This is a genomic window from Saccharomonospora sp. NB11, from assembly GCF_015910535.1.
GTDB lineage: Bacteria > Actinomycetota > Actinomycetes > Mycobacteriales > Pseudonocardiaceae > Saccharomonospora.
In genome coordinates this window covers 147,471-169,171 of the sequence record NZ_JACBJG010000010.1, presented here as the reverse complement: position 1 = coordinate 169,171, position 21,701 = coordinate 147,471, and the positions used below count along the sequence as shown (strand labels likewise).

At 69.6% G+C, this 21,701-nt stretch carries 19 protein-coding genes; 12 read left to right on the top strand and 7 right to left on the bottom strand.

The window, feature by feature from the left end; all coding sequences use genetic code 11:
* Positions 1-288: 288 nt before the first annotated feature.
* The 3 genes from JAV51_RS16250 to JAV51_RS16240 all read left to right on the top strand — a co-directional run bounded on the left by JAV51_RS16250 (position 289) and on the right by JAV51_RS16240 (position 3,690).
* Positions 289-1,062, top strand: coding sequence for a metallopeptidase (locus JAV51_RS16250; protein ID WP_231642409.1), 774 nt, complete (start codon positions 289-291; stop codon positions 1,060-1,062).
* Positions 1,063-1,113: 51 nt separating this feature from the next.
* Positions 1,114-2,298 carry a tRNA uracil 4-sulfurtransferase ThiI gene (gene thiI, locus JAV51_RS16245; RefSeq protein WP_197321580.1) on the top strand — a complete coding sequence of 395 codons (1,185 nt, stop codon included), beginning with the start codon at positions 1,114-1,116 and terminating at the stop codon, positions 2,296-2,298.
* A 105-nt stretch (positions 2,299-2,403) separates the two neighbouring features.
* Positions 2,404-3,690 (top strand): cytochrome P450, encoded by a 1,287-nt coding sequence (locus tag JAV51_RS16240; protein WP_197321579.1) that lies wholly within the window; start codon positions 2,404-2,406, stop codon positions 3,688-3,690.
* Positions 3,691-3,699: 9 nt separating this feature from the next.
* On the opposite strand, the gene JAV51_RS16235 is transcribed toward JAV51_RS16240, so the two are convergent.
* Together JAV51_RS16235 and JAV51_RS16230 are read right to left on the bottom strand one after the other, a co-directional pair.
* Positions 3,700-3,996, bottom strand: coding sequence for a MoaD/ThiS family protein (locus JAV51_RS16235; protein ID WP_197321578.1), 297 nt, complete (start codon positions 3,994-3,996; stop codon positions 3,700-3,702).
* Positions 3,993-5,108 carry a sialidase family protein gene (locus JAV51_RS16230; protein ID WP_197321577.1) on the bottom strand — a complete coding sequence of 372 codons (1,116 nt, stop codon included), beginning with the start codon at positions 5,106-5,108 and terminating at the stop codon, positions 3,993-3,995. Before JAV51_RS16230 ends, JAV51_RS16235 begins: the two co-directional genes overlap by 4 nt.
* A gap of 208 nt (positions 5,109-5,316) precedes the next feature.
* On the opposite strand from JAV51_RS16230, the gene JAV51_RS16225 reads away from it, so the two are divergent.
* The 5 genes from JAV51_RS16225 to JAV51_RS16205 all read left to right on the top strand — a co-directional run bounded on the left by JAV51_RS16225 (position 5,317) and on the right by JAV51_RS16205 (position 12,197).
* Complete coding sequence (locus JAV51_RS16225) at positions 5,317-6,444, top strand: glutathione-independent formaldehyde dehydrogenase (RefSeq protein WP_197321576.1); 1,128 nt, start codon at positions 5,317-5,319, stop codon at positions 6,442-6,444.
* A gap of 144 nt (positions 6,445-6,588) precedes the next feature.
* Positions 6,589-7,065 (top strand): DUF4383 domain-containing protein, encoded by a 477-nt coding sequence (locus tag JAV51_RS16220; protein ID WP_197321575.1) that lies wholly within the window; start codon positions 6,589-6,591, stop codon positions 7,063-7,065.
* 342 nt (positions 7,066-7,407) lie between these two features.
* Positions 7,408-7,998, top strand: a complete 591-nt coding sequence (locus JAV51_RS16215) for a hypothetical protein (protein WP_197321574.1) — start codon at positions 7,408-7,410, stop codon at positions 7,996-7,998.
* Positions 7,995-8,942 carry a hypothetical protein gene (locus JAV51_RS16210; RefSeq protein ID WP_197321573.1) on the top strand — a complete coding sequence of 316 codons (948 nt, stop codon included), beginning with the start codon at positions 7,995-7,997 and terminating at the stop codon, positions 8,940-8,942. Before JAV51_RS16215 ends, JAV51_RS16210 begins: the two co-directional genes overlap by 4 nt.
* Positions 8,943-8,951: 9 nt before the next feature.
* The gene (locus JAV51_RS16205) at positions 8,952-12,197 is read left to right on the top strand and encodes a glycosyltransferase (RefSeq protein ID WP_231642408.1); all 3,246 of its coding nucleotides are present in this window, start codon (positions 8,952-8,954) and stop codon (positions 12,195-12,197) included.
* Positions 12,198-12,287: 90 nt separating this feature from the next.
* Here JAV51_RS16205 and JAV51_RS16200 read toward each other — a convergent pair whose 3' ends face one another.
* The 5 genes from JAV51_RS16200 to JAV51_RS16180 form a co-directional block, all read right to left on the bottom strand.
* On the bottom strand, positions 12,288-13,061 hold the full coding sequence (locus JAV51_RS16200; protein WP_197321572.1) for an endonuclease I family protein: 774 nt from the start codon (positions 13,059-13,061) through the stop codon (positions 12,288-12,290).
* 194 nt (positions 13,062-13,255) lie between these two features.
* Entirely contained in the window at positions 13,256-14,449 is a 1,194-nt protein-coding gene (locus JAV51_RS16195; RefSeq protein WP_197321571.1) for a hypothetical protein, read from the bottom strand.
* Complete coding sequence (locus tag JAV51_RS16190) at positions 14,446-16,434, bottom strand: hypothetical protein (protein ID WP_197321570.1); 1,989 nt, start codon at positions 16,432-16,434, stop codon at positions 14,446-14,448. Before JAV51_RS16190 ends, JAV51_RS16195 begins: the two co-directional genes overlap by 4 nt.
* The gene (locus JAV51_RS16185) at positions 16,431-17,396 is read right to left on the bottom strand and encodes a hypothetical protein (protein ID WP_197321569.1); all 966 of its coding nucleotides are present in this window, start codon (positions 17,394-17,396) and stop codon (positions 16,431-16,433) included. The genes JAV51_RS16190 and JAV51_RS16185 overlap by 4 nt, the downstream gene beginning before the upstream one ends.
* A 101-nt stretch (positions 17,397-17,497) precedes the next feature.
* Entirely contained in the window at positions 17,498-18,166 is a 669-nt protein-coding gene (locus JAV51_RS16180) for a Crp/Fnr family transcriptional regulator (RefSeq protein WP_197321568.1), read from the bottom strand.
* A 134-nt stretch (positions 18,167-18,300) separates the two neighbouring features.
* Here JAV51_RS16180 and JAV51_RS16175 point away from each other — a divergent pair, with 134 nt between their 5' ends.
* The 4 genes from JAV51_RS16175 to JAV51_RS16160 are packed head-to-tail and all read left to right on the top strand — an operon-like array spanning position 18,301 to position 21,695.
* Positions 18,301-18,804 (top strand): Pycsar system effector family protein, encoded by a 504-nt coding sequence (locus JAV51_RS16175; RefSeq protein ID WP_197321567.1) that lies wholly within the window; start codon positions 18,301-18,303, stop codon positions 18,802-18,804.
* A gap of 53 nt (positions 18,805-18,857) precedes the next feature.
* Positions 18,858-19,586, top strand: coding sequence for a hypothetical protein (locus JAV51_RS16170; protein WP_197321566.1), 729 nt, complete (start codon positions 18,858-18,860; stop codon positions 19,584-19,586).
* Between the two features lie 55 nt (positions 19,587-19,641).
* Complete coding sequence (locus JAV51_RS16165; RefSeq protein WP_374059054.1) at positions 19,642-20,967, top strand: sensor histidine kinase; 1,326 nt, start codon at positions 19,642-19,644, stop codon at positions 20,965-20,967.
* 26 nt (positions 20,968-20,993) lie between these two features.
* On the top strand, positions 20,994-21,695 hold the full coding sequence (locus tag JAV51_RS16160; RefSeq protein WP_197321564.1) for a response regulator transcription factor: 702 nt from the start codon (positions 20,994-20,996) through the stop codon (positions 21,693-21,695).
* The last annotated feature ends 6 nt before the right edge of the window (positions 21,696-21,701 follow it).

Here is a 21,701-nt window from a genome sequence, read left to right as displayed (position 1 = left end):
TCTAGGGTTGGGCCATTCGCACTGATGCTGGGCGAGGTGGGTATGACGAGTGGACGAGACCTTGGCGGTCGGTCGCAACAGCCAGGTGAATTCCGTGTGACGTGGCGCGGATATGACCGGGACGAAGTCAGAAATTATGTGCGCGGTCTGCTGGAGGCTCTTCGCGCGGCCGATGCGGACCGGGAAGCCGCGGCGGATTACGTTCGCTCACAGTCGAGAGAACTCGCAGCGTTGCGTGCCGAGAACGAGAAACTGCGACAGCGGCTGGACCGCGTGTGTCGTACACCCGTGGAGACCGACGGGCTTTCCGAGCGGTTGTGGCACATGGTCGATCTCGCCCAGCGCGAGGCGAGCGACATCCTGAACGACGCCAACGCCGAGGCGGAACGCCGAAGGGCGGAGCTCGACAAGCGGGAAGAGGAACTCCAGGCACGTCGGGTCGAGCTGGAGGCGCAGCACCGCGAACTGGTCCGGCAGCTCAAGGCCGACGCGGCGGCGGAGGCGGAGAAGGCCGACCGCGAGCGTCGGGAGGCCGACGAGCGTGCCCTGCGGCGCAGGCAGGAACTCGAACAGGACTTCGCGAAGAACCTGGCCGCGCGTCGCGAGGAGATGAACCGGGCGCTCGCGCAACGCGAGGCACGGGCGAAGGCCGAGGCCGAGCGGGTGGTGAGCGAGGCCACCGCGCGGGCGGAGCGCATCGTCGCGGAGGCGACCGCGCGGGCCGAGGCGTTGGAGCAGGCGCGGCGCAAGGCCGCGGCGGAGTTGCGGACGGCCCGGGAGGCGCTGGCGGGCGCGCTGCCGCTCGTCGAGCCGCTGCCCGACGAGGTCGCTGCCGATCGCACGGCTCCGCGGGTCGCGCTCCTGCCGACGAGCCGTGTTCCCGGCGAGTCGCCGTCGGCGGAAACCGTGTCGGAGGTGCCGCGGTCCGTGGCGGCGGAGCACGGTCCCGCGGCGGTGCTGCGCGCCGGGGCGCACGCGGCGGCCCCGCACTCCCGGGCTGCGCGGGCGGAGCTGCCCGTCCGGCGGGTCGTGGGACCGACCGTGACGACACCGGCGAGGTAGCGGCCGGTATCGTCACGGTGATTTTTCGAGCGGGGACGAGGAGGTGTGCGGATGGCTCGGCCGTGCGTGCTGTTGAAGTACGGCGAACTCATGCTCAAGGGGCGGAACCGGGGCAAGTTCGAGGAGTACCTCCGCGAGTCCCTTCGGCACGCGGTGGCGGGCGCGTCGGCTCCGGTCCGGATCTCTCAGCGACCGGGCGTGGTCGTGCTGTCCGGGGCACCGGTGGAAGAGCTGGTCGAGTGTGCGCAGAAGGTCATCGGTGTGAGCGTCGTGCGGCCCGCGCTGCGCACGGCTCGCACCGTCGACGACACCGTCGAGACGGTGTTGCAGGCGCTCACCGAACGCTTCGGCAGCCCTGAGGAGGAGACGGCCAAGCGTCGGTTCGCGGTGCGTGCCCACCGTCGGGACAAGACGTTCCCGATGAAGTCGGAGCAGCTCGCCGCCCATCTGGGCAGCAAGGTCGTCGAGGCGCGGGGCTGGCCCGTCGACCTCAGCAATCCCGAGGTGGAGATCACCGTCGAGGTCGACCAGCGTGAGGTGTTCGTCGCCCTCGACAAGCTGCGAGGGCAGGGCGGTCTGCCGGTCGGGGCGAGTGGTCGGGCGCTCGTGATGCTCTCGGGTGGGTTCGACTCGCCGGTGGCGGCATACCGCGCGATGCGGCGCGGCTTGCGGTGCGACTTCGTGCACTTCACGGGCGCTCCGCTCACGGGTCCGTCGTCGACCTACAAGGCGTACGCGCTCGTGCGGCAGCTCGACCGGTTCCAGGGTGACTCCCGGCTGTACGTGATCCCGATCGGCAACGCGCAACGTGCGCTGGCCACGGCCGGGGCGGGCAACCTGCAGATCGTCGCACAGCGCAGGCTGATGGTGCGGACGGCGGCGGCGCTCGCGCGGGACCTCGGGGCGCAGGCCCTGGTGACAGGCGACAGCCTGGGACAGGTTGCGAGCCAGACGTTGGCGAACATGGCGACGGTGGAGCAGGCGGCGGAGCTGCCGTTGCTGCGTCCGCTCGTGGCGTTCGACAAGGAGGAGATCATCGCCGAGGCCAGGCGGATCGGCACGGCCGAGATCTCCAAGCTGCCGGACGAGGACTGTTGCAGCCTGCTGGCGCCGCCGCGGGTGGCGACGAAGACCACACCGGCGCAGTTCGTGAACGTCGAGCGCCGGATGGAGCTGGACGAGCTCGTGCCGAAGTTGCTGGCCGACATCCAGGTGCACGTGCCCGGCGCGGCCTGACACCCGCCGGTTCCGTGCGGTGGTGCGGACGACCAGCGGTGACGGCGCCTGCGGAGGCGAAGACTTTTCGCCTGTATGGCGCCGTCAACCGCCGGTCGGTTGATAATGTGTCGCTCCGTGGGGAATCTCCGGTCGCGAGTCGTGTCGTGGTTCACGCGTCGTTATTTCGCGCGTGTGCAGAAGAAGGGGCTTGATCTCTCGAAGATCAGCTTGTTGCCGGACGGCGTGCTGATGCCGTTGCGGCGTAACGGTCTGGACCCTGTGCCCGAGCTGGCGCAGAAGCGTGCCGAGGAGCCGGTCAGCAAGCTGCCCGTTCCGTTCGGTCTCAACCTGTGGTTGGTGACCGGGCACGACGAGGCGAAGGCCGTGCTCGGCGACGCCAAGACCTTTAGCAACGACTTCACCAACCTCGTCGGGAAGACGAGCGCGGCGGAGGACGACAACCCGGGCGGTCTCGGGTTCGCGGACCCGCCCGTGCACACCCGGCTGCGTCGGTTGCTGACGCCCGAGTTCACCATGCGTCGGTTGGCGCGGCTCAAGCCCGGCATCGAGCGGATCGTGAACGAGCGGCTCGACGCCATGGCGGCGGCCGAGGGACCGGTCGACCTGGTCGAGGAGTTCGCACTCCCGATCCCGTCGCTGGTGATCTGTGAACTCCTGGGCGTGCCGTACGAGGACCGGGAGGAGTTCCAGCACCTCGCCGTGCAGCGGTTCGACCTCTTCGGTGGGGCGGGGGCGTCGCTCGGCGCGATCTCCGAGTCGTTGGAGTACCTGTTGGGGGTCGTCCGCAAGGAGCGGGAGAACCCCGGCGACGGGCTGCTGGGCATGATCATCAGGGAGCACGGCGACGAGGTCGAGGACCGGGAACTCGCCGGGCTGGCCGACGGTGTGCTGACGGGTGGCTTCGAGACCACCGCGAGCATGCTGTCGCTGGGCGCGTTGGTGTTGCTGCAGGACAAGGACACGTTCAAGCGCGTTCACGACGACGACGAGGTCGTGCACGGCTTCGTCGAGGAGCTGCTGCGGTACCTCACGGTCGTGCAGGTGGCCTTCCCGCGCTTCGCGCGCGAGGAGATCGAGATCGGCGGCAAGACCATCGGCCAGGGAGACATGGTCGTGGTGTCGCTGAGCGGCGCCAACCGTGACGAGGCGTTGGGCACGAGCCTGGAGATCTTCGACGGGACCCGGTCCCCGACGTCGCACCTGGCCTTCGGCTACGGCGTGCACCGGTGTGTCGGAGCGGAGCTGGCCCGGATGGAGCTGCGGGCCGCCTACCCCGCGCTGGTGCGGCGATTCCCGTCGCTGCGGCTGGCGGTGCCCGTCGAGGAGCTGGAGTTCCGCAAGACCTCGATCGTCTACGGCGTGGAGAAGCTGCCCGTCTTCGTCGACTGAGGGGTGACCTCAGCCGCCTGCCATCGCACCGACGACGAGCAGCGGTTCGACCCCGCCGACGACGGCCTCGGGCAGCGGGGTCTCGGGCGCGGCGTGTGACAGGTCCTCCTCGCAGGCGAAGAACCGCACGAACGCGCGCCGCTTCCGGGTGCCGTGCTCACGGATGGTGCCGCGCAGCACCGGGTAGGTCTGCTCCAAGCAGTCGAGGACGGCTCCCAGCGTGACCGGACCGGGCACGTCGAGTCGCACCTCGCCCTGGACCTGGGCGAGGGTGCGCAGGTGCGGCGGGAGCGTCACGCGGATCATGGCAGCGTCTGCACCTCCACGGACAGCACCGGCGGCAGGTCGCGCACGATCGGGCTCCAGTGGTCGCCGGCGTCGGGGGAGACGTACACCTGACCTCCGGTGGTACCGACGTAGACGCCGCACTCGTCGAGGGAGTCGACGGCCATGGCGTCGCGAAGCACGTCGACGTAGCAGTGTTCCTGCGGCAGGCCGTCGGTCAGCGGCTCCCACTCGTGTCCGCCGCTGCGGCTGCGATAGACGCGGAGTCGGCCGTCGGGCGGGACGTGCAGGGAGTCGCTCGTGATGGGCACGACGTACACGGTGTCCGGCTCGTGGGCGTGCACGTCGATGGGGAAACCGAAGTCGGTGGGCAGGTCGCCGGAGATCTTGTACCAACTGGCGCCGTCGTCGTCCGAGCGCATCACGTGCCAGTGCTTCTGCATGAACAGCGTGTCGGGGCGGTCGGGGTGGCGAGCCAGGTTGTGCACGCAGTGGCCCACGTCGGCGTCGGGGTCCGGGATGCCGTCGCTGACGAGTCCCTTGTTGGCGGGGGTCCAGGTGGTGCCGCCGTCGTCGCTGGCGAACACGCCCGCCGCCGAGATGGCCACCCGCATCCGCTGTTCGTCGCGGGGGTCGAGCAGGATCGTGTGCAGGCACATGCCGCCCGCGCCGGGTTGCCAGGACGGCCCCGACTCGTGGGTGCGCAGGCCGGGCAGCTCCTGCCAAGTGCGTCCGCCGTCGTCGCTGCGGAACAGGGCGGCGTCCTCGACTCCCGCGTAGACGCGGTCGGGGTCCGTGGCGGACGGCTCGACGTGCCACACGCGCGTGAACTCCCACGGTCGTTGACTGCCGTCGTACCACTGGTGGGTGCCCGGTTCGCCGACGTAGGAGAACTCGTTGCCCACCGGTTCCCAGGTCCGTCCACCGTCGTCGGACCGGTGCACCTGCTGGCCGAACCAGCCGAGCGAGGCCGAGGCGTAGATCCGGTCGGGAGCTGCGGGTGACCCGGTGACGTGGTACGTCTCCCAACCCGCGAAGTACGGGCCGTCTACCTGCCATTGATCGCGGCGTCCGTCGGCGGTCAGGACGAATGCACCCTTGCGTGTGCCCACGAGAACCCGGACCCGGCTCATGTCGCCCCTCCTCGTCGAGCTGGCGAGTGCCACTGTAACCGGCGTCACTTTCGAACAACAAGTGATCGCTTCGGAAAAGAAAGCGATCAAGTCGTCGGGTCGCCCTGACGTGGGCGAGCGGCTCATCGCATTCCCCGCGCGTCGCCTGAATGGGTGCTTGTCACGGGGGTAGCCGAACATCGACGGCTTTCGACAAGGGAGGGACGACATGAAGGCTGTGGTGTACCGGGGACCGAACGAAGTCCAGGTCGAAGAGGTGGAGGACCCCAGGATCGAGCAGCCGACCGACGTCGTGATTCGGGTCACCTCGACGGCGATCTGCGGCTCCGACCTGCACATGTACGAGGGGCGCACCATGGCCGAGCCGGGCATCGTGTTCGGACACGAGAACATGGGTGTGGTCGAGGAGGTCGGCTCGGGCGTCGCGTCCGTCAAGAAGGGCGACCGCGTGGTCCTGCCGTTCAACATCGCGTGCGGGTTCTGCCGGAACTGCCTCGACGGCAAGACCGGCTTCTGCCTCACCGTGAACCCGGGGTTCGCCGGAGGCGCGTACGGCTACGTGGGCATGGGCCCGTACCTGGGAGGTCAGGCCGAGTACCTGCGGGTTCCCTTCGCCGACTTCAACTGTCTGCAGCTTCCCCGCGGCGAGGAGCACGAGGACGACTTCGCCCTGTTGGCCGACATCTTCCCCACCGGCTACCACGCGACCCAGCTCGCCGGGGTGTCGCCTGGTGACACCGTCGCCGTGTACGGTGCCGGGCCGGTCGGGCTCATGGCGGCGTACTCCGCGATCCTGCGAGGTGCGGCGAAGGTGTTCGTCGTCGACCGGGTCGCCAACCGGCTGCGCGTGGCCGAGGAGATCGGCGCCATCCCGATCGACTTCACCAAGGGCAGCGCTCCGGAACAGATCGTCGACCAGACCGACGGCGGCGTGGACCGCGGGATCGACGCGGTCGGCTACCAGGCCACGGTGCCCGAGGGAGAGGAACAGCCCGCGGTCGTGCTCAACGACCTGATCGACACCGTGCGGCCGACGGGGTCGCTGGGAGTCGTGGGGCTCTACCTTCCGAAGGACCCGGGAGGGCCGACCGACGACGCACGCAACGGGAGGTTGCTCATCAACATCGGCCGGTTCTTCGAGAAGGGCCTACGGATGGGGTCCGGCCAGGCGAACGTCAAGGCCTACAACCGGCAGCTACGGGATCTCATCATCGAGGGCCGCGCGGAGCCGAGTTTCGTCGTGTCGCAGCGCCGGCCGCTGTCCGAGGCCGCCGACGCCTACGCGCGCTTCGACCGGCGCGAGGAGGGCTACACGAAGGTGCTGCTCAAGCCGTGAGATGGCCCGTGTGGGTGATGCCTGGACGGGTGTGCGGACCCGGATGGGTGACTCCGATCGTGTTCCGTGCTCTGAATGGTGCGGCCAATCAGGTGTGAAACCCACGTAAGGGGGAATTCACCAGTACCCGAGGAGGGAGGAACGATGAGTTACTCGTCCGCACACCCGTGGCGCGCCGCGGCAGGCGCGCGGCCTCGTCCGGCGCTGCAGACGGCTGCTGGTGTGGTCGGTGCGGTGTTCCTGCTGGTCGGCATCCTGGGTTTCATTCCGGGGGTGACGACCGACTACAGCACCATGCAGTTCGCCGGTCACGAATCGCAGGCGATGTTGTTCGGCGTGTTCCAGGTGTCCATCCTGCACAACATCGTGCACCTGCTGTTCGGGATCGTCGGCCTCGCGGCCATGCGCACGGCCGGTGCCGCCCGCGCGTTCCTCATCGGCGGCGGGGTGATCTACCTGGCTCTGTGGATCTACGGGCTGGTGGTCGGCAGCGACTCCGCTGCCAACTTCGTCCCCCTCAACCGGGCGGACGACTGGCTCCATCTCGGCTTGGGGATCGGCATGATCGCTCTCGGAGCCCTGTTGGGGACTTCGGAATCGCGGAGCGACTCCGCGCGCTGACCAATCGAGGCGGATCACTCGATCCGCGACCGGGGCCACCCTGTCCACCGGGCAGGGTGGTTTCGGCTTGTCCGAAACCGGGAAACGCCTGCTCGCTGAGTCCACAATAGACATAGCAATCGGGTGCTTCGCTCGGACAGGGCGTTCACTTTCCTTCTGAGCCGACCGTAATTAACTGTGTTCGCGCAGGTGTCGGCATTCACCGCGCTCGCTCCGAAACATCGTCGACGTCCACTCCGGACTCTCTGATCGCCGTGATCGCGGCGCGGGTCGTGACCGACGCCTGCGGGTGGTACGCGACACCGGCCGGCGTGGTCAGCGCGGCCGTCAGGGAGGAAAGGCGTGGTGTCCGTGGTCGGCCGAACACCGCTCGGCTCCACCCCTCCTGCCTTCTCGGCCGTCGATCACGGGACCCGGACCCCGAGCCTCATCGGTACCACCTGGGTCCTGCTCTCGGTCCTGTTGGTCGGCTCGTGCGCCCCCGAGCCCGCGCGGAAGCTCGTCACCGCCCCGTACGTCTACGTCGGAACCGACCTCCCGGATCTGACGACGGTCGCGACGTCCACGGGCATCACTCGGTTCGTCCTGTCGTTCCTGCTCTCCGACGGCGATCGGTGCGTGCCGTCGTGGAACGGCTCGCGGGCGCTCGCCGACGCCTACGCCCGGCTGGGTCTCACCTACATGGCCGGGCGCAACGACACCGGCTCCGTCACCACCCTCGCCGACGCGCGAGCACTGAGGGAGCTGGCGGCGAGCCGGTCGTTGGGCTTCCTCGGGTTCTGGTCGCTGGCCCGGGACAACGGCTCCTGTCCCGGACGGACCACTCCCTCGGCCCGATGCAGCGGGCTGGCGCAACACTCCTACGCCTTCACCCGGTCGCTGGTGCAGGACCCGCGATCACACCACCACCAAGCAGGAGGAGACGAATCGTGACCGAGTCCATCCCGGTCGGACATCACTCGACCGGCCCCGACGATCCCATCTTCCTCGACCCGCGTGGACGTCGACGGATGTGGCTGCGCCTCACAGCGGGCGTGACGGCGAGCAGCGGAGTGATGGCACTGGCCGCCTGCGGACTGATCTTCACGGAGGGGCCTTCGAACGCTCCCTCGACGATCGCCCTGCCCGTCCGTGACGCCTCACCGGGTCTGCTCGGTGACACGCTGGCCGTCACGCCCGCGTTGCCCCCGTCGGCGCCCGTGGCGTACCTCCACGGCGGCGGCTCGGTCGAGAAGGGCTCGCGGTCGGCGGAAGACGAGCCGTTCGACGTGACGCGGTCGCGGGACACCGCATCACCGGCGACGCTCGACACCACCACCGACACAGCCGAGGAGCCGGCTTTCGAACTGTTCCGCGAGACGGCGGAGACCGAGGCAGTCCCGACGGGTCTGGGTCGCGTGGGTGAGGACGCCGACGACGAGCTGGTCGACGACGAACCTCCTTCGGACGTCGAGGCGACGAGCGAGACGTCCGACGCCGATCACCACCACCAGTACGAGGACGACGACACGTACTCCGACGGCGATGAGCAGGTGAACACCGCACCCGAGGCGGAGCCGACCGAGTCGGACGACACGGCGGCGACCGAGCCTGCCGAGACCGACTCCGGCCAGGTCGCCGAGACGTCCGAGTCGGCCGAGGTCACCGAACCGACCGAGTCCGACGAGGTGTCCGAACCCGCCGAGCCGAGCGACACCGACGAGGCCGACGAGCCCGGTGGCATCGACGAGGCCGCTCGACCGGAGGACGTCGTCGACGAGTCGGAGCCCGAGAGCGCCGACGACGAACCCACCTCGCTGGTCGACTTCTCGGTGGACGAGTGGTTCGCCATCGTCGACGAGAGCTGGACGGCTCTGTCGCACACGATCGAGTCGTAAGGAGTTCCGATGCGGGTGCGTGTACGCGGGTCCTGGATCGTGGCCTGCGTCGTCGGGTTGCTGTTCGTGTTCGTGTTGCTGGTCGCCGGGTGGACGATGGCGGAGGTCGGCAACGACGCGCACCCGGAACGGGATCTCGTCAGCCAGTCCGAGGTACCACCGGAGATCCTCGAGGGCGGCCCGCTCGTCCACGTCGACGGTGATTCCGCGCAGTCGACGGTCATGCCGCCCCGCACGGTCGCCCTGACCTTCGACGACGGTCCCGATCCGGTGTGGACACCGCGAGTGCTGGAGGTCCTCGAACGGCACGACGTGCCCGCCACGTTCTTCGTGGTCGGGTCGATGGCGGCCCGGTATCCCGAACTCGTGCGCCAGATCCACGAGTCGGGGTCCGAGCTCGGGGTGCACACGTTCACCCATCCCGAACTCGCACACGTCACCCCGTGGCGGGTGGAACGCGAGCTGGACCAGACCCAACTGGTGCTGGCCGGAGCGGCAGGGGTCACCACGACGTTGTTCCGCCCGCCGTACTCGTCCACGGTGGAGGCCGTCGACAATCTGGCGTACGAGGTGCTGCGGCAGGCGGGGGAACACGGCTACGTCAGCGTGTTCAGCGACATCGACAGCCAGGATTGGCAGCGGCCCGGCGTGGACGCCATCGTGCGCAACGCGACGCCTCCGGACGGCCAGAGCGGAGTGGTGCTGCTCCACGACGCGGGCGGTGACCGGTCGCAGACCGTCGCCGCGCTCGACGTGCTGATCCCGCGGCTGAAGGAACAGGGCTACCGCTTCACCACGATCACCGAGGTGCTCGGCGCGGAACGGGCGAATCCGGCTCCGCCCGTGGACCAGGTCACGGGGCACGGGCTGCTGTTCCTGGTGAACGGAGCCGTCGCAATCGTGGACGTGCTCAAGTGGGCGTTGCTCCTGGTGTGCGGGCTGACTCTCGCCCGGCTGGTGCTGCTGGTCTTCGTCGCCCGCGTGCACGCCGTTCGACGGCGGAGACCGCGTCCACCCTGGGGGCCGCCCGTGACCGATCCGGTGTCGGTCATCGTGCCCGCGTACAACGAGGCCGCCGGGATCGAGGCGACGGTGCGGTCGGCGGTGGCGAGCAACCACCGCGTCGAGGTGATCGTCGTCGACGACGGCTCCACCGACGGTACCGCCGACATCGTGGAGGCACTCGGGCTGCCGCAGGTGCGGGTGTTGCGACGGCCCAACGGCGGCAAGGCGGCTGCCCTCAACGCGGGCATCGCGGCGGCGTCGCACGAACTCGTCGTCATGGTCGACGGCGACACCGTGTTCGAGCCGACTACCATCCACGAACTCGTCCAACCGTTTGCCGACCCGGAGGTCGGTGCGGTCTCGGCCAACGTCAAGATCGCCAATCGCGAGACGCTGCTGGCCAGGCTGCAACACATCGAGTACGTCATCGGGTTCAATGTGGACCGTCGCGTGCACGACGTGCTGCGATCGATGCCCACGGTTCCCGGGGCGGGTGGCGCCTTCCGGCGATCGGCGCTGTTGCAGGTGGGCGGTCTGAGCGCGCAGACGCTGGCGGAGGACACCGACCTGACGATCGCTCTCGGCAGAGCCGGCTGGCGAACGGTGTTCCAGGAGAAGGCGGTGACGTGGACGGAGGCCCCGACCACCGTCCGGCAACTGTGGCAACAGCGCTACCGCTGGACCTTCGGCACCATGCAGGCACTGTGGAAGCACCGGCGTGCCGTGGTCCAGCGCGGGGCGGCGGGACGCGTCGGCCGGTTCGGGCTGCTCCACGTCGTGACGTTCCAGATCCTGCTCCCCGCGGTGGCGCCGTTGCTGGACGTCTTCCTCCTGTACGGGCTGCTGTTCCTCGACCCGTGGACCACGATCCTGCTATGGGGCGGCATGCCCGCGGTCCAGGCGGCCGTGGGTGCGTACGCGTTCGGTCTGGACGGCGAGCGCCGCACCGTGCTGTGGCTGCTCCCCGCGCAGCAACTCGTGTACCGGCAGCTCATGTACGTGGTTCTCCTGCAGTCGCTCGCCGCGGCGTTCTCCGGCGTGCGGGTGAGGTGGCAGCACATGCGGCGTGCGGGGACCTCCGTGCCGAAACCCGAGGTGGCCGTGGTGCCCGCGCCGCGACGTCCCGCCGATTCCGCCGCCATCGCCAGGCCCACGCCGCCCCCGCGTCCGGTGCGGGAACGGTGGCTCGACGTCCTGCGTGCCGCCGCGCTGGCACGGGTCATGCTGTACCACACGGTCGGATGGCCGTGGCTGAGCATGGTGTTCCCCGCGATGGGCGTCATGTTCGCCGTCGGCGGTTCGCTCATGGCCCGCTCGATCGACCGGAAACCGCCGGTGGACGTCGTCGCGAGCCGGATCGTGCGGCTGCTGCCGCCGTTGTGGGTCCTGGCGGTGGTCATGGTGCCGCTGATGCTGGCGTTCGGGTGGAGCGCGGCGACGGAGGAGAGCTGGGCGAGCGACTCGCTGCACTGGCCGGAACTCGTGCTGTGGATCTTCCCGATCCTCGATCCGCCCCACAGCGACTGGGACCTGGGCCGGGACGCCGCCATCGTCCTCTGGTACATCCGCGCGTACCTGTGGTTCGTGCTGCTGACCCCGCTGCTGCTGCGGCTGTTCCGGCGTCGGCCCCTGCTGACGATCCTCGCGCCCCTCACCGTGGTGACGACGGACGCGCTGCTGGGGTCACCGTTGGCCGAGGCGGGCGACGTGGGACAGGGCGTGCTCGACTTCTGCACGTTCGGCGCCTGCTGGATCCTCGGTTTCGCGCATCGCGACGGCATGCTCGCCCGGATGCGTCGCGCCGTGCTGGTCACGCTCGCCGTGGTGTCGATGGGGGCGGGGCTGTGGTGGGCGGCGACCCATCCGGCCTGGGGCTCCTATGACCTGAACGAGATTCCGCTCGCGCAGGCGTTGGTGAGTGCCGGGTTCGTGCTGGTCGCGCTGCGCGTGTCCCCGTCGTTGCGGGTGCTGGACCGGCTTCCGGCGTTGGGGCGGTTCGTCACCGTGGTGAACTCCCGCGCTGTCACCATCTACCTCTGGCACAACGTGGCGATCTTCCTCGCCGCCCCGGTGCTGGTATGGGCGAGCGAGTACTCGGTGCCGGAACATCTGGCGCTGGGCGTGGTCCTGACCGTGGTGGCCGTGCTCGCGTTCGGCTGGGCGGAGGATCTGGCGGCCCGACGCCGAATCGCGCTGCTGCCCGGTGCGCCGCCGAGACCGAAACACGCCCGGACACTGCTGCGTCGCTGATGCGACATCGTGTCCGCACCTCCCGCACGGGTGTTGGCGCCCTGCGACGCGAACACCCGTGCGTAGGCCGCGGACACGCCGGGGAAAGGCTCAGCCGAAGATCTCGGCGACCCACTCCGGGTGGTCGATGAACGGGTTGCGGTTGTGCTGCCAGTTGCTGTAGATGACCTTGTTGCGGGTGCGCTCGAAGCTGTCCACCGGGTCGGACTGGTGCCACTCCAGCAGCACGGACAGCTTGCCGTGGTACGGCGCGGAGCCGTTGTTGACCTGGTTGTTCACCTCCAGGTCGGGGTAGCCGTCGTCGCCCTCGTAGCGCACGGCCATGTAGAAGATCATGCGGGCGACGTCGCCCTTGACCTCGTCACGCGGCTCGAACGAGTCGCTGTCGGTGTAGTTGTCCGGCGCGCCGGAGACGGGGCTGCCGCCGTTGTCGAAGTCCTTGTTGCCGCGGATGCTGTTCACCTGCACGTCGGTGGGACGCAGGTGGTGCAGATCGGCGCCGGGACCGGAGGTGCCGAAGTCGCCGTGGGACTTCGCCCAGACGTGCTCGCGGTTCCACTGGCCGGTGTTGCCGCCGTTGGAGCTCTTCGAGCGGGACTCACCGCTGTAGAGGAGGATGACGTTGTTCGGGTTCGCCGGGTCCTCGTCGGCGTCCTTGATGCCGTCCCAGATCTCGTTGTAGGACAGCTGCTTGGCGTCACTGATGATGTCGTGCAGAGCGCTCTTCAGAGCTTCGCCCGTGAGTCCTTCGGTTCCGGCGTAGTAGTCGTCGGCCTGTGTGTCCGCCGAGGCGGCGGGCACGCCCACGCCGACGACGAGAACGGCGAGTGCGCTTGTGAACAAGCGCCTGGTGATCTTTCGCATGTCCCCGACCTCGCTTCTGTGCGCAGCATCGAACTGGGTCGAGTGGACGGTGGCATGTCTTCACTCTCTGGAACACCGACGTTCGTTGTAACTACCGTGCGTAACCGCTGCTGGAGGCGCAGGTCAGGACCAGTGCGGAACGTTCACCGTGAGGACCGCCACGGGTTTCGCGAGCGGTCCTCACGACGCCGGGGTCATTCCTGGCGTGACGGCGGTTCCTCCGACGACGGCAACGGGAGTTGCCCGGCGGGGCGTGCCGTCCCGTCCGAGGGCGGGGTCAGGGCGTCGGCCACCACCTCGTGGTGTCCGTTGTGGTCGGTCGGTGTGCCGAGTCCGTTGCCGACGCTCGGGTCGGCCGGGCGGGACTCCGGCACCATCGCCTCGCTCGCGGTGTCGGGCGTGGCGTCGGTCCCCGTCTTGCCGTAGGTCCGCAGGACGTCGTCGAGCCGTCGCCGCAGTGTGGCGCGCACGGCCGGGTCCAGGTCCTCGGCGAGGCGCTCGACGGCCACGTCGAACTGGTCGCGCGGGTCGAGGCTCGACACGGGCACGGGCGGTGGGACAGCCACGGTGGGCGGGACGGGAGTCGGCGTCCCCTGCTCGCCGTTGGTCCACTCGGGGGGCTCGTCGGCGTGAGCCGCAGAGGTCAACCTGCAGAGGTCGGCGATCGCGCCGACCGCCTTCTCCGGTGCGTCGGGCTCGTCGAGGTGACGACCGAACCACCACTTCACCGCCGTACCGGGATCGCTGAGCACCTCACGCCCGACGTAGTCACGGGCGAGCAGCTCGTGGGAGCGCCGCAGTTCCCACAACTCCTTGTCCTTGCGGAGCTTGGCGATCTCGGTGAGACGCCGGGCGTCGGACTCCGAGAGTTGCAGCGTCACCTCGGACGCCCAGACGTAGTGGCCGTTCGCGATCGCCACTCGCGCGCCGAGGTGGGCGTTGAGGTCGACCGTGGCGAGGGCGTGGTTCTCCGGGCTGTACTGACGCGCCCGCTCGACGGCCCGTTCCAGGATCGTGCGCGTGGCCAGTGTTCCCAGATCGATGTTCATCGGTGGCACAGCGGGGTCGCGCATCCACGACACCACGGCGGAGAACCGGAACTGGTAGTCCTCGACACTCGTCGGGACCGGCAGCTCGGTGACGCGGGTCTGTTGCGGGGCCGGCGCGGGCGGCGGGCCTGACGGCGGCGCCGGTGTGGCCGGCGGCGGTGCGCTCGCGGCCTGCTCGACGAGCATCGAGCGCAGCACGATGGTCACCACGGGGCCGAGGACGGCGGCGAGCGGCAACCACACCCACGTCGCCCAGTCCAGAACCAGACCGAGAAGGACGACGAGGACGGACACCGCCGCACCGACGCCGACGGCGAGCCGGCCGGTGGGAGCGTTCATGACGGGAATCCTTTCTGTGCCGTGAGGAAGTGCAGCCCGAGAGCGGAGTCGAGTCGTGCCCGCAAGAGGTCGAGCACCCGGGCGGCGTCGGGGGCGTCGTCGTCGGCGATCGTGTCGCACCAGTGGGTCGCAGCCTGTTCGAGCTGGCTGGACAGCGTGATGTCACCGGCGCACGCGGCGGCGAGGACGTGCACGATCGGCCGTCGGCGGTGCAGGTCGAGCGCGCCGTTCAGCCACGCGACGACACCGTTCTGCCACCACGGTCTCGGCTGCTCCAGCACGGTGGTCCAGCTCCGCGTGAACTGTTCCTGCACAGTGCGCTCCGTGAGCAGGTGTCCCCGGCGCTCGCCCACGTCGAACAGCTCGGGTTCGAGCAGTCGGCCGAACAGCACGACGTCGGTCTCGCGCACTCGCTTCTCGAACACCTCGTCGAACCGCTGGACCAGTCGACGCAGGAAGCGGCGGTCCTGTGCGGAGCGACGGAGGATCGTCTCGGCGTGCCCGGACACGTCCTGCCGCCAATGCCGGGCGAGGTGGTGCAACCGCACGATGGCCTGGCTGGGATACCGGGGTGCGATGACGTCCTCGCACACGTCGCCGAGCATCGTGAGGAACGTCGACGACACGTTGGGGGGAGGCTGGCTGGCCCACTCCCTGATCTGCCGCCGGAAATGGCCGCCGTGCCGGTCGTGCAACAGGCCGCTGCGCAACATGCCGTGTGCACACCCGACCAGCGTGGGGAAGTCGTTCCCCCCGAGCCACTCGGTGATCACGTCGGTCACCAACTCGGGCCGGTCGATGTCGAGGCACTGCTCGGTGAACCGCAGCGCGAGGACGGTCCGGTCGGCGATCGTCAGCGTGCGGTCCTGGCCGAGTCGACCGACCCATCGGGTCAGCGGTTCCCGAAGATCGGGATGGTCGGCGAAGAAGTGCGCGCGGACGTGCCGATGGTGGAAGCTCTGGTCCCGGCGGAACCGAACCGTGCCGTCGCGTTCGACGTCGAACCCCAGGTCGCCGAGTTGCTCACTGACGCCTCGCCGTTCCAACACCGGCGCTTGCGGAGGAGCGAACTGGAGTTGGCTGAGCAGCGTCTCGCTCGCTGTCCACACCGCCTCCGCCGAGCAGCCCTCCAGCATGGCCGCGGACAGCAGCAACGCGCGAGCGGAGGTGTCCGGGTGCTTGCCGAGCCACGGCGTCAACGTCGCGGGGCGGTCGTCGAGGACGGTGTGCGCTCTCGCCGCCCACGCACCCAAGCCTGCCTCCGGCTGGGCCTCGCGCTCGTCGGCGATCAGTGTCGCCAGGTGAGCGAGTGTGCCGAGGCCCCGATCGGCGACCGGGCGAAGGACGCTGTCCAGTTCGGGCTGCCCGACCGTGATGCCGACGGCGCGAAGGTGGGCAGCCAGCACGGCGCGGGGTGCGGGTGGTTCGAGTCGCTTGACGAGTGCGGACCACCACGTGCCCGACTGTTTCGCGAACGCGGAGGGCACGAGAACCACCAGTGGGCAGCGCCGTTCTCGCAGGTCCGCGCGGACTCGCTGGACGGCGGCGAGCCACCGTTCGCAGTCACGAGGCCCGTGCGGGGTCAGGTCGAGCAGGAGCCCGTCACCCTCGACGTCGTCCGGCAGGTCGAGTGTGACGTCGTCGTCCTTGGCGCGATCGGTGTCGAGTTCCCAGCAGGTGTGGTCCGGATCGCCGGGCTGCGACAACAGCTTCAACGCGGTGGTACGTCGACCGCTGCCGGGCGCGCCGGTGAGCAAGAGAACGCCCTCGGCCGCCAAGTTGCCGCGCAGGGTCTCGAAATTGCGCGGACGGACGAATACCTTGTCTACATCGGACAGAAGCGCGGTGGCGTTCGGTCGTTCGTCGGACGAGGTGTGGAGCAAGCGGCGCAGATCCTGCGGCAGCTCGCCCAGGAGCTGGAGGATCAGACCGGAGTTGTTGCCGTCGATGTGGATTTGACCGTCCCCGGTGTGGCTGGTCGTCATCGCCGACGCCGCCCCCAGCTCTGGCGAATGGAGCCCGTGTTGCCGCCGCCGATGTGGATCTGGCCGTCGCCGGTGTAACGCGGTCCGTTGTGCTGGTCGCCCTTCACCGTGGTGACCGTGTTGCCGTTTCCCGAGACGTTGCCGGTGACATTGCCTGAGACGTCACCGGTGATGTTGCCGTTGCCGGAGACGTCCGTTCCCGTGGTGACTCGGCTGTGCGACTGCGCGACCGGGCCGGCGACGTGGCTGGCTGTCGGGCCCGGAGTGGTCGCAGCCTGCCGGTCGTCGGTGTCGGTGTTCTCCTCGGTCCCGTCCTGAGGGAGGAAGCCGCGCGTGAGCAGCTCGCCGGACGGCTCGGGCACGCGCAGGTACGCCACGCGCCGGTACTCCTTCGTGCTGACGTCCACGGCTCGGTAGAGGCTGGGGTCCTCGCCCGCGTAGCCGGGCACCACGACGTCGTCGAAGACGCGCTCCGACACGATCGCCGCGACACAGGTGGCGTCCCCCGCGCCGTCGAGCGTCTGACGGACGGGATCGGAGTCGAGCAGACGGTGGGTCTCCACGCGAGCCGCGCCGCTGCCCTGGCTGATGGTGTCCTCGTCGGCGGCCTCCAACGGGCCGACGTTGACGCTCACCCGCATCCGGATCGGGTGCGCGGCCAACGAGTTCTGGAACTTCAGGACCTCCTGCAGCGTGGGCAGCAGCGGGTTCAGAAGGAATGGCGTGTAGCCGCTGGGCACGCAGAGGCAGTAGCCGTCGCCGGTCGTCGTGGCGAACAGCTTCTGCTCCCACACCCAGCCCAGGTGGCACTGGGCGAACGCGTTGTGCAGCAACGTCGGGATGGCGTGGGTCAGCGTCGAGTGGTCGCGGCCCGGGACGCTGCCGAAGCCACGCATGTCCACGACCAGCAGGGCCCGGTACGGGGGCAGGTCCGCGGGTTCGGTGTGGTGACTGCGGTTCATCGAGTGTCCTTTCGCGAAGGTCGACGGGAGAACGGGACAGAGAGTGGCGGACATCGACGGCGTGCACTGTCCGCCGCCGGACGGTTCGACTGTGTCCCGGGTCACACGACTGATTCGACCTCCGCGTGCCGCGCGAGACGCTCGGGATCGAGGACCGTCAGTCGTGGTGCCGTGGACAGCACGCCCTCGCGGCGGAGCGCGGCGACGTGTTCGGCGACCGTGCTGCGGGCCATACCGAGTGCGCGGGCGAGCATCTCCTGCGACAGCGGTATGCGGCGGTCGTCGTCCTCGTCGAGCTGCAACAGGTCCCACAACAGGCGGCAGAGGCGGGCGCGTGGCGACCGGTGGGTCTGCCGCACCGAGTAGGGAACGGTCTCGGAGAGCTTGGCCGCCAGGTACTCGGTGAAGACGCCGTGGGCGTCGTGCCGAATCAGAAATGAGCGGAACGCGGTGGCGGCGATGACGTGGACGGTGCAGGGGTCGACCGCCCGCACGGTGGCGCTACGGTTGCCGCCGCCGACCGCCACCTCGCCGACGAGGTCCCCGGTCCCTCTCAGTGCGAGCAGCACTTCGCCGCCGTCCTCGTCGCCGCCGACGACCGCGACCCGGCCGCCGTGCACCGCGAGGAGGAAGCCGCCCGGGTCTCCCTGCCGCAGGAGGATCGCTCCGCGCCGGAAGGTGCGTAGCCTCCCGGCGTCGAGAAGGGCGTTCCATCGCTCGGGTCCGAGCAGCGCAGCGAAACCGCGGAGAGGCTGGGGATGGCGAGGCACACACTGTGGCGTACCGGGACAGTGGGTGTTCGCGCGAGCACTTCGCGTCGATAACGCTCGTTCAGAGCAATCTGCGCCCGGTTCGGTGGCTGACGGTTGGCGAGCGGCGGTGTGGAGCGGAAGACTTCCGCATCGTGATCGACTCCGAGGACGGCTGGAAGACACTGACGATCGCGAACGACTGGGTCAAGGTCGCCGACACGAAGGCAGGTGTCGTGTTGACCGCGTGCGGTGTGCTCGCCGGAGTGGTGCTCACGTCGTTGCCCGCGCACGACGCCTGGTCGCGCTCGCCGTGGCACGTGGCCTTGTTGTTGACGTCGCTGGGGTTCGTGTGTGTGTCGATCGTGCTGGCGTTGCGGGTGTTCGTCCCGCGGCTGTCGCCGGGTGTCTCGGCGGGCTCGGACGGCGAGTTGTTGCACTTCGACACGGTGGCGCGGCGGTTCCCGGACCAGGAGAAGTACGTGGCGGAGTACCGAATGCTGTTGGCGGACGAGGAACGGCTGTCGCGCGCACTGGCGGAGCAGACCTGGGCCGTCAGCGTGGTGGCCCGCCGCAAGTACGCCAACGTGACTCCGGCGATCTGGTGCCTGGTCGCCGGACTGTTGGTCGCGGTGCTCGGCGGCCTGTTGCGCGCGTGAGGTCCTTCGGTGATCCACTAGGGTGATCGCCACCGAGATCGAGAAGGGTGCCGGTGGTGTCCAGCATCGACGACCTCACCATCAACCTGCTCGCCAGCGTCATCGCGGGCACCGCCGTGTGGGTGTTCCAACGGCTTCGTCGACGGCGGCGGGAGGAACGGCGTCGACGGTTCTTCGGGCTGTCGGACCGGGCCGAGTGCGTCATCGTCGCGCCGAGGCACGCGTCCGCGCCGACCACGCACAGCGTGCATCGCCTCGACGTCGCGGCGATCGTGGAGGTCGCGACCCTGGCCAGGGAGTGCGGTGCCGACGTGGCGTTGAAGGTGCAGGGCCAGGGCGTCGCGTTCGACACCGAGTTCGACACCGCGACCGAGTTCTGCATCGGGGGGCCGGACGGCAACGCCCGCATGGGCGCGCACCTGGCCACCTTCGTGCCCGGCGCTGCGATGGAGCGGTACGAGGACGTCGGCGAGAAACTGACGCTCCGGGTCGGCGACGAGGAGTTCCCGAGGGAGCCGGGTGTCTCGGAGTTCGTGTTGCTCGCCAAAGTCGACACCGGTCGGCGAGGGAGACCGACGTTCCTCGTGTGCGGGCAGACGGCGGTCACCAACCGCGCGGCCGCCCGGTATCTCGCGGACCACTACCGCGCGTTGACGTCGCGGCACGGACTCGACGGGCAGTTCTGTCTCGTCCTGGAGGTCGTCCGCCCCACCGCGTACGGGCATCGGGTCGTGCGGGAGCGGGGCGACTACACCGAGGTGGCCTTCGCGCGACCGTCCTGACCGGGCGTTCGGGCGCGACGTCGCCCGCGAGACGGCCCTTGCTACGTTGGCGCGCGTGACGAGCCCGGCCCCCGACGAACCCGACTGGCAGCGCTGGCGTCGCCCGCTGCCCACCCGGCGACAGCAACGCCACGACGTGCTGGTGGCCCTGGCGGTGATCGCCGGTGCCGTGTTGTCGGTGGTGCTGGTCAACAGCATGGGCATGTTGGCGTTCGGGACCGCGCCGTCGTTGCTCGAACAGTTGTTGTTGTGCGCGGCCGTCACCGTTCCGCTGGTGGTGCGGCGGCGATATCCAATCGCCACGCTCGTGGCGGTGGGCGTGCTGTTCATCGTCGTGCAGGCTCGGCAGGTCGGGGACAACTTCGTGCCCTCGGTCGCCCTGTTCATCGCGATCTACAGCGTCGGTGCGTGGGCCCGCAACAGAACGGTGGCCCGCTGGACCCGGGTCGGCGTGATCGTGGCCATGTTCGCATGGCTCGGTGTCGGCCTGGTCGCACTGCTGGTACGCCCCGCGCCCGACTTCCCCGGCGCGAACGGCCCGCTCAACCCGGTCCTCGCGACGGTGCTGTACAACCTCGCCTTCAACGTCGTGTTCTTCCTGTCCGCCTACTTCTTCGGCGAGATCGCGTGGTTGTCGGCGCGGCGGCAGGCGGAGCTGGCGCACCGGGCGGAGCAGTTGCGCCGCTCGCAGGAGGAGAACACCCGCGGCGCCATCGTGGCCGAGCGGCTCCGCATCGCACGCGAGTTGCACGACGTGGTGGCGCATCACGTGTCGGTGATGGGCATCCAGGCCGGTGCCGCCCGGCGGGTGCTGGACTCCGACCGCGAGCTCGCGCGCACCGCGTTGGACACCGTGGAGGAGACCGCGCGGACGGCGATCGAGGAACTGCGCGGACTGCTCGGGGTGCTGCGCGCCGAGCCCGGTGACGCGCCGGAGGAACCGGCCTCCCACGAGTCCTCGCCCGACCTGACCGACCTGCCGGACCTGGTGGAGCGCACGCGCAGCGAGACGCTGGACGTGGCGTTCGCCGTCTACGGGGAGCCGTACCCGGTGTCGGAGGGTGTCGCGTTGTCGATCTACCGCGTCACGCAGGAGGCCCTGACCAACGTCGTCAAGCACGCCCTGGCGCGGTCGGTGGACGTGCGGCTCCGGTATCTCGACACGGGTGTGGAGGTGGAGGTCACCGACGACGGACGAGGCCCGTCGGGTCCCGGGCGCGCGCAGGGCAGCGGGCTCGGTCTCGTGGGCATGCGGGAACGAGTGGCCGTGCACGGCGGTGAGCTGGAGGTCGGGCCGAGACGAAGCGGCGGGTACCGTGTGCGAGCCACCTTCCCCGAACCGACCCGGCGGCGGGCGGCGGAAGGCGGCGGAGGGCACTGACGTCGCGTGGGAAGGAGCGTCGACCGATGACCGACGGCATCAGGGAGGCCCACGACGCGAGCCGACCGCTGCGGGTCCTCCTTGCGGACGACCAGGCGCTCGTGCGGGCCGGGTTCCGGGTCATCCTCTCGTCGGCCGACGGCATCGAGGTGGTCGGCGAGGCGAGCGACGGCGCGGAGGCGGTGGAGCTGGCCACGCGGTCGCGGGCCGACGTCGTGCTGATGGACGTGCAGATGCCGCGGGTCGACGGGTTGGAGGCCACGCGGCGGCTGCTCGGTCCCTCCGGTTCCCGGCATCCGACGAAGGTCATCATCCTCACCACGTTCGACCGCGAGGACTACCTGTTCGAGGCGTTGCAGGCGGGGGCGAGCGGTTTTCTGCTGAAGAATGCCTCCCCGGAACACCTGATCGACTCGGTGCGGGTCGTCGCGCGCGGTGACGCGCTGTTGTCGCCGGAGGTCACGCGCCGGGTGATCGCACGGTTCTCCGCGTCCACCGCGCCCGTTGCGCCTCGTCGTCCTCCGGAACTCACCGATCGGGAGTTCGAGGTGCTGTCCCTGCTGGCGACGGGCGCGAGCAACGCCGAGATCGCCGAGGCTCTGGTCCTCGGGGAGACCACCGTCAAGACCCACGTGTCGCGGGTGCTGTCGAAACTCGGGCTGCGCGACCGGACCCACGCGGTCGTCTACGCCTACGAGCACGGCATCGTCACGCCCGGCGGCGGGTGACGGGCG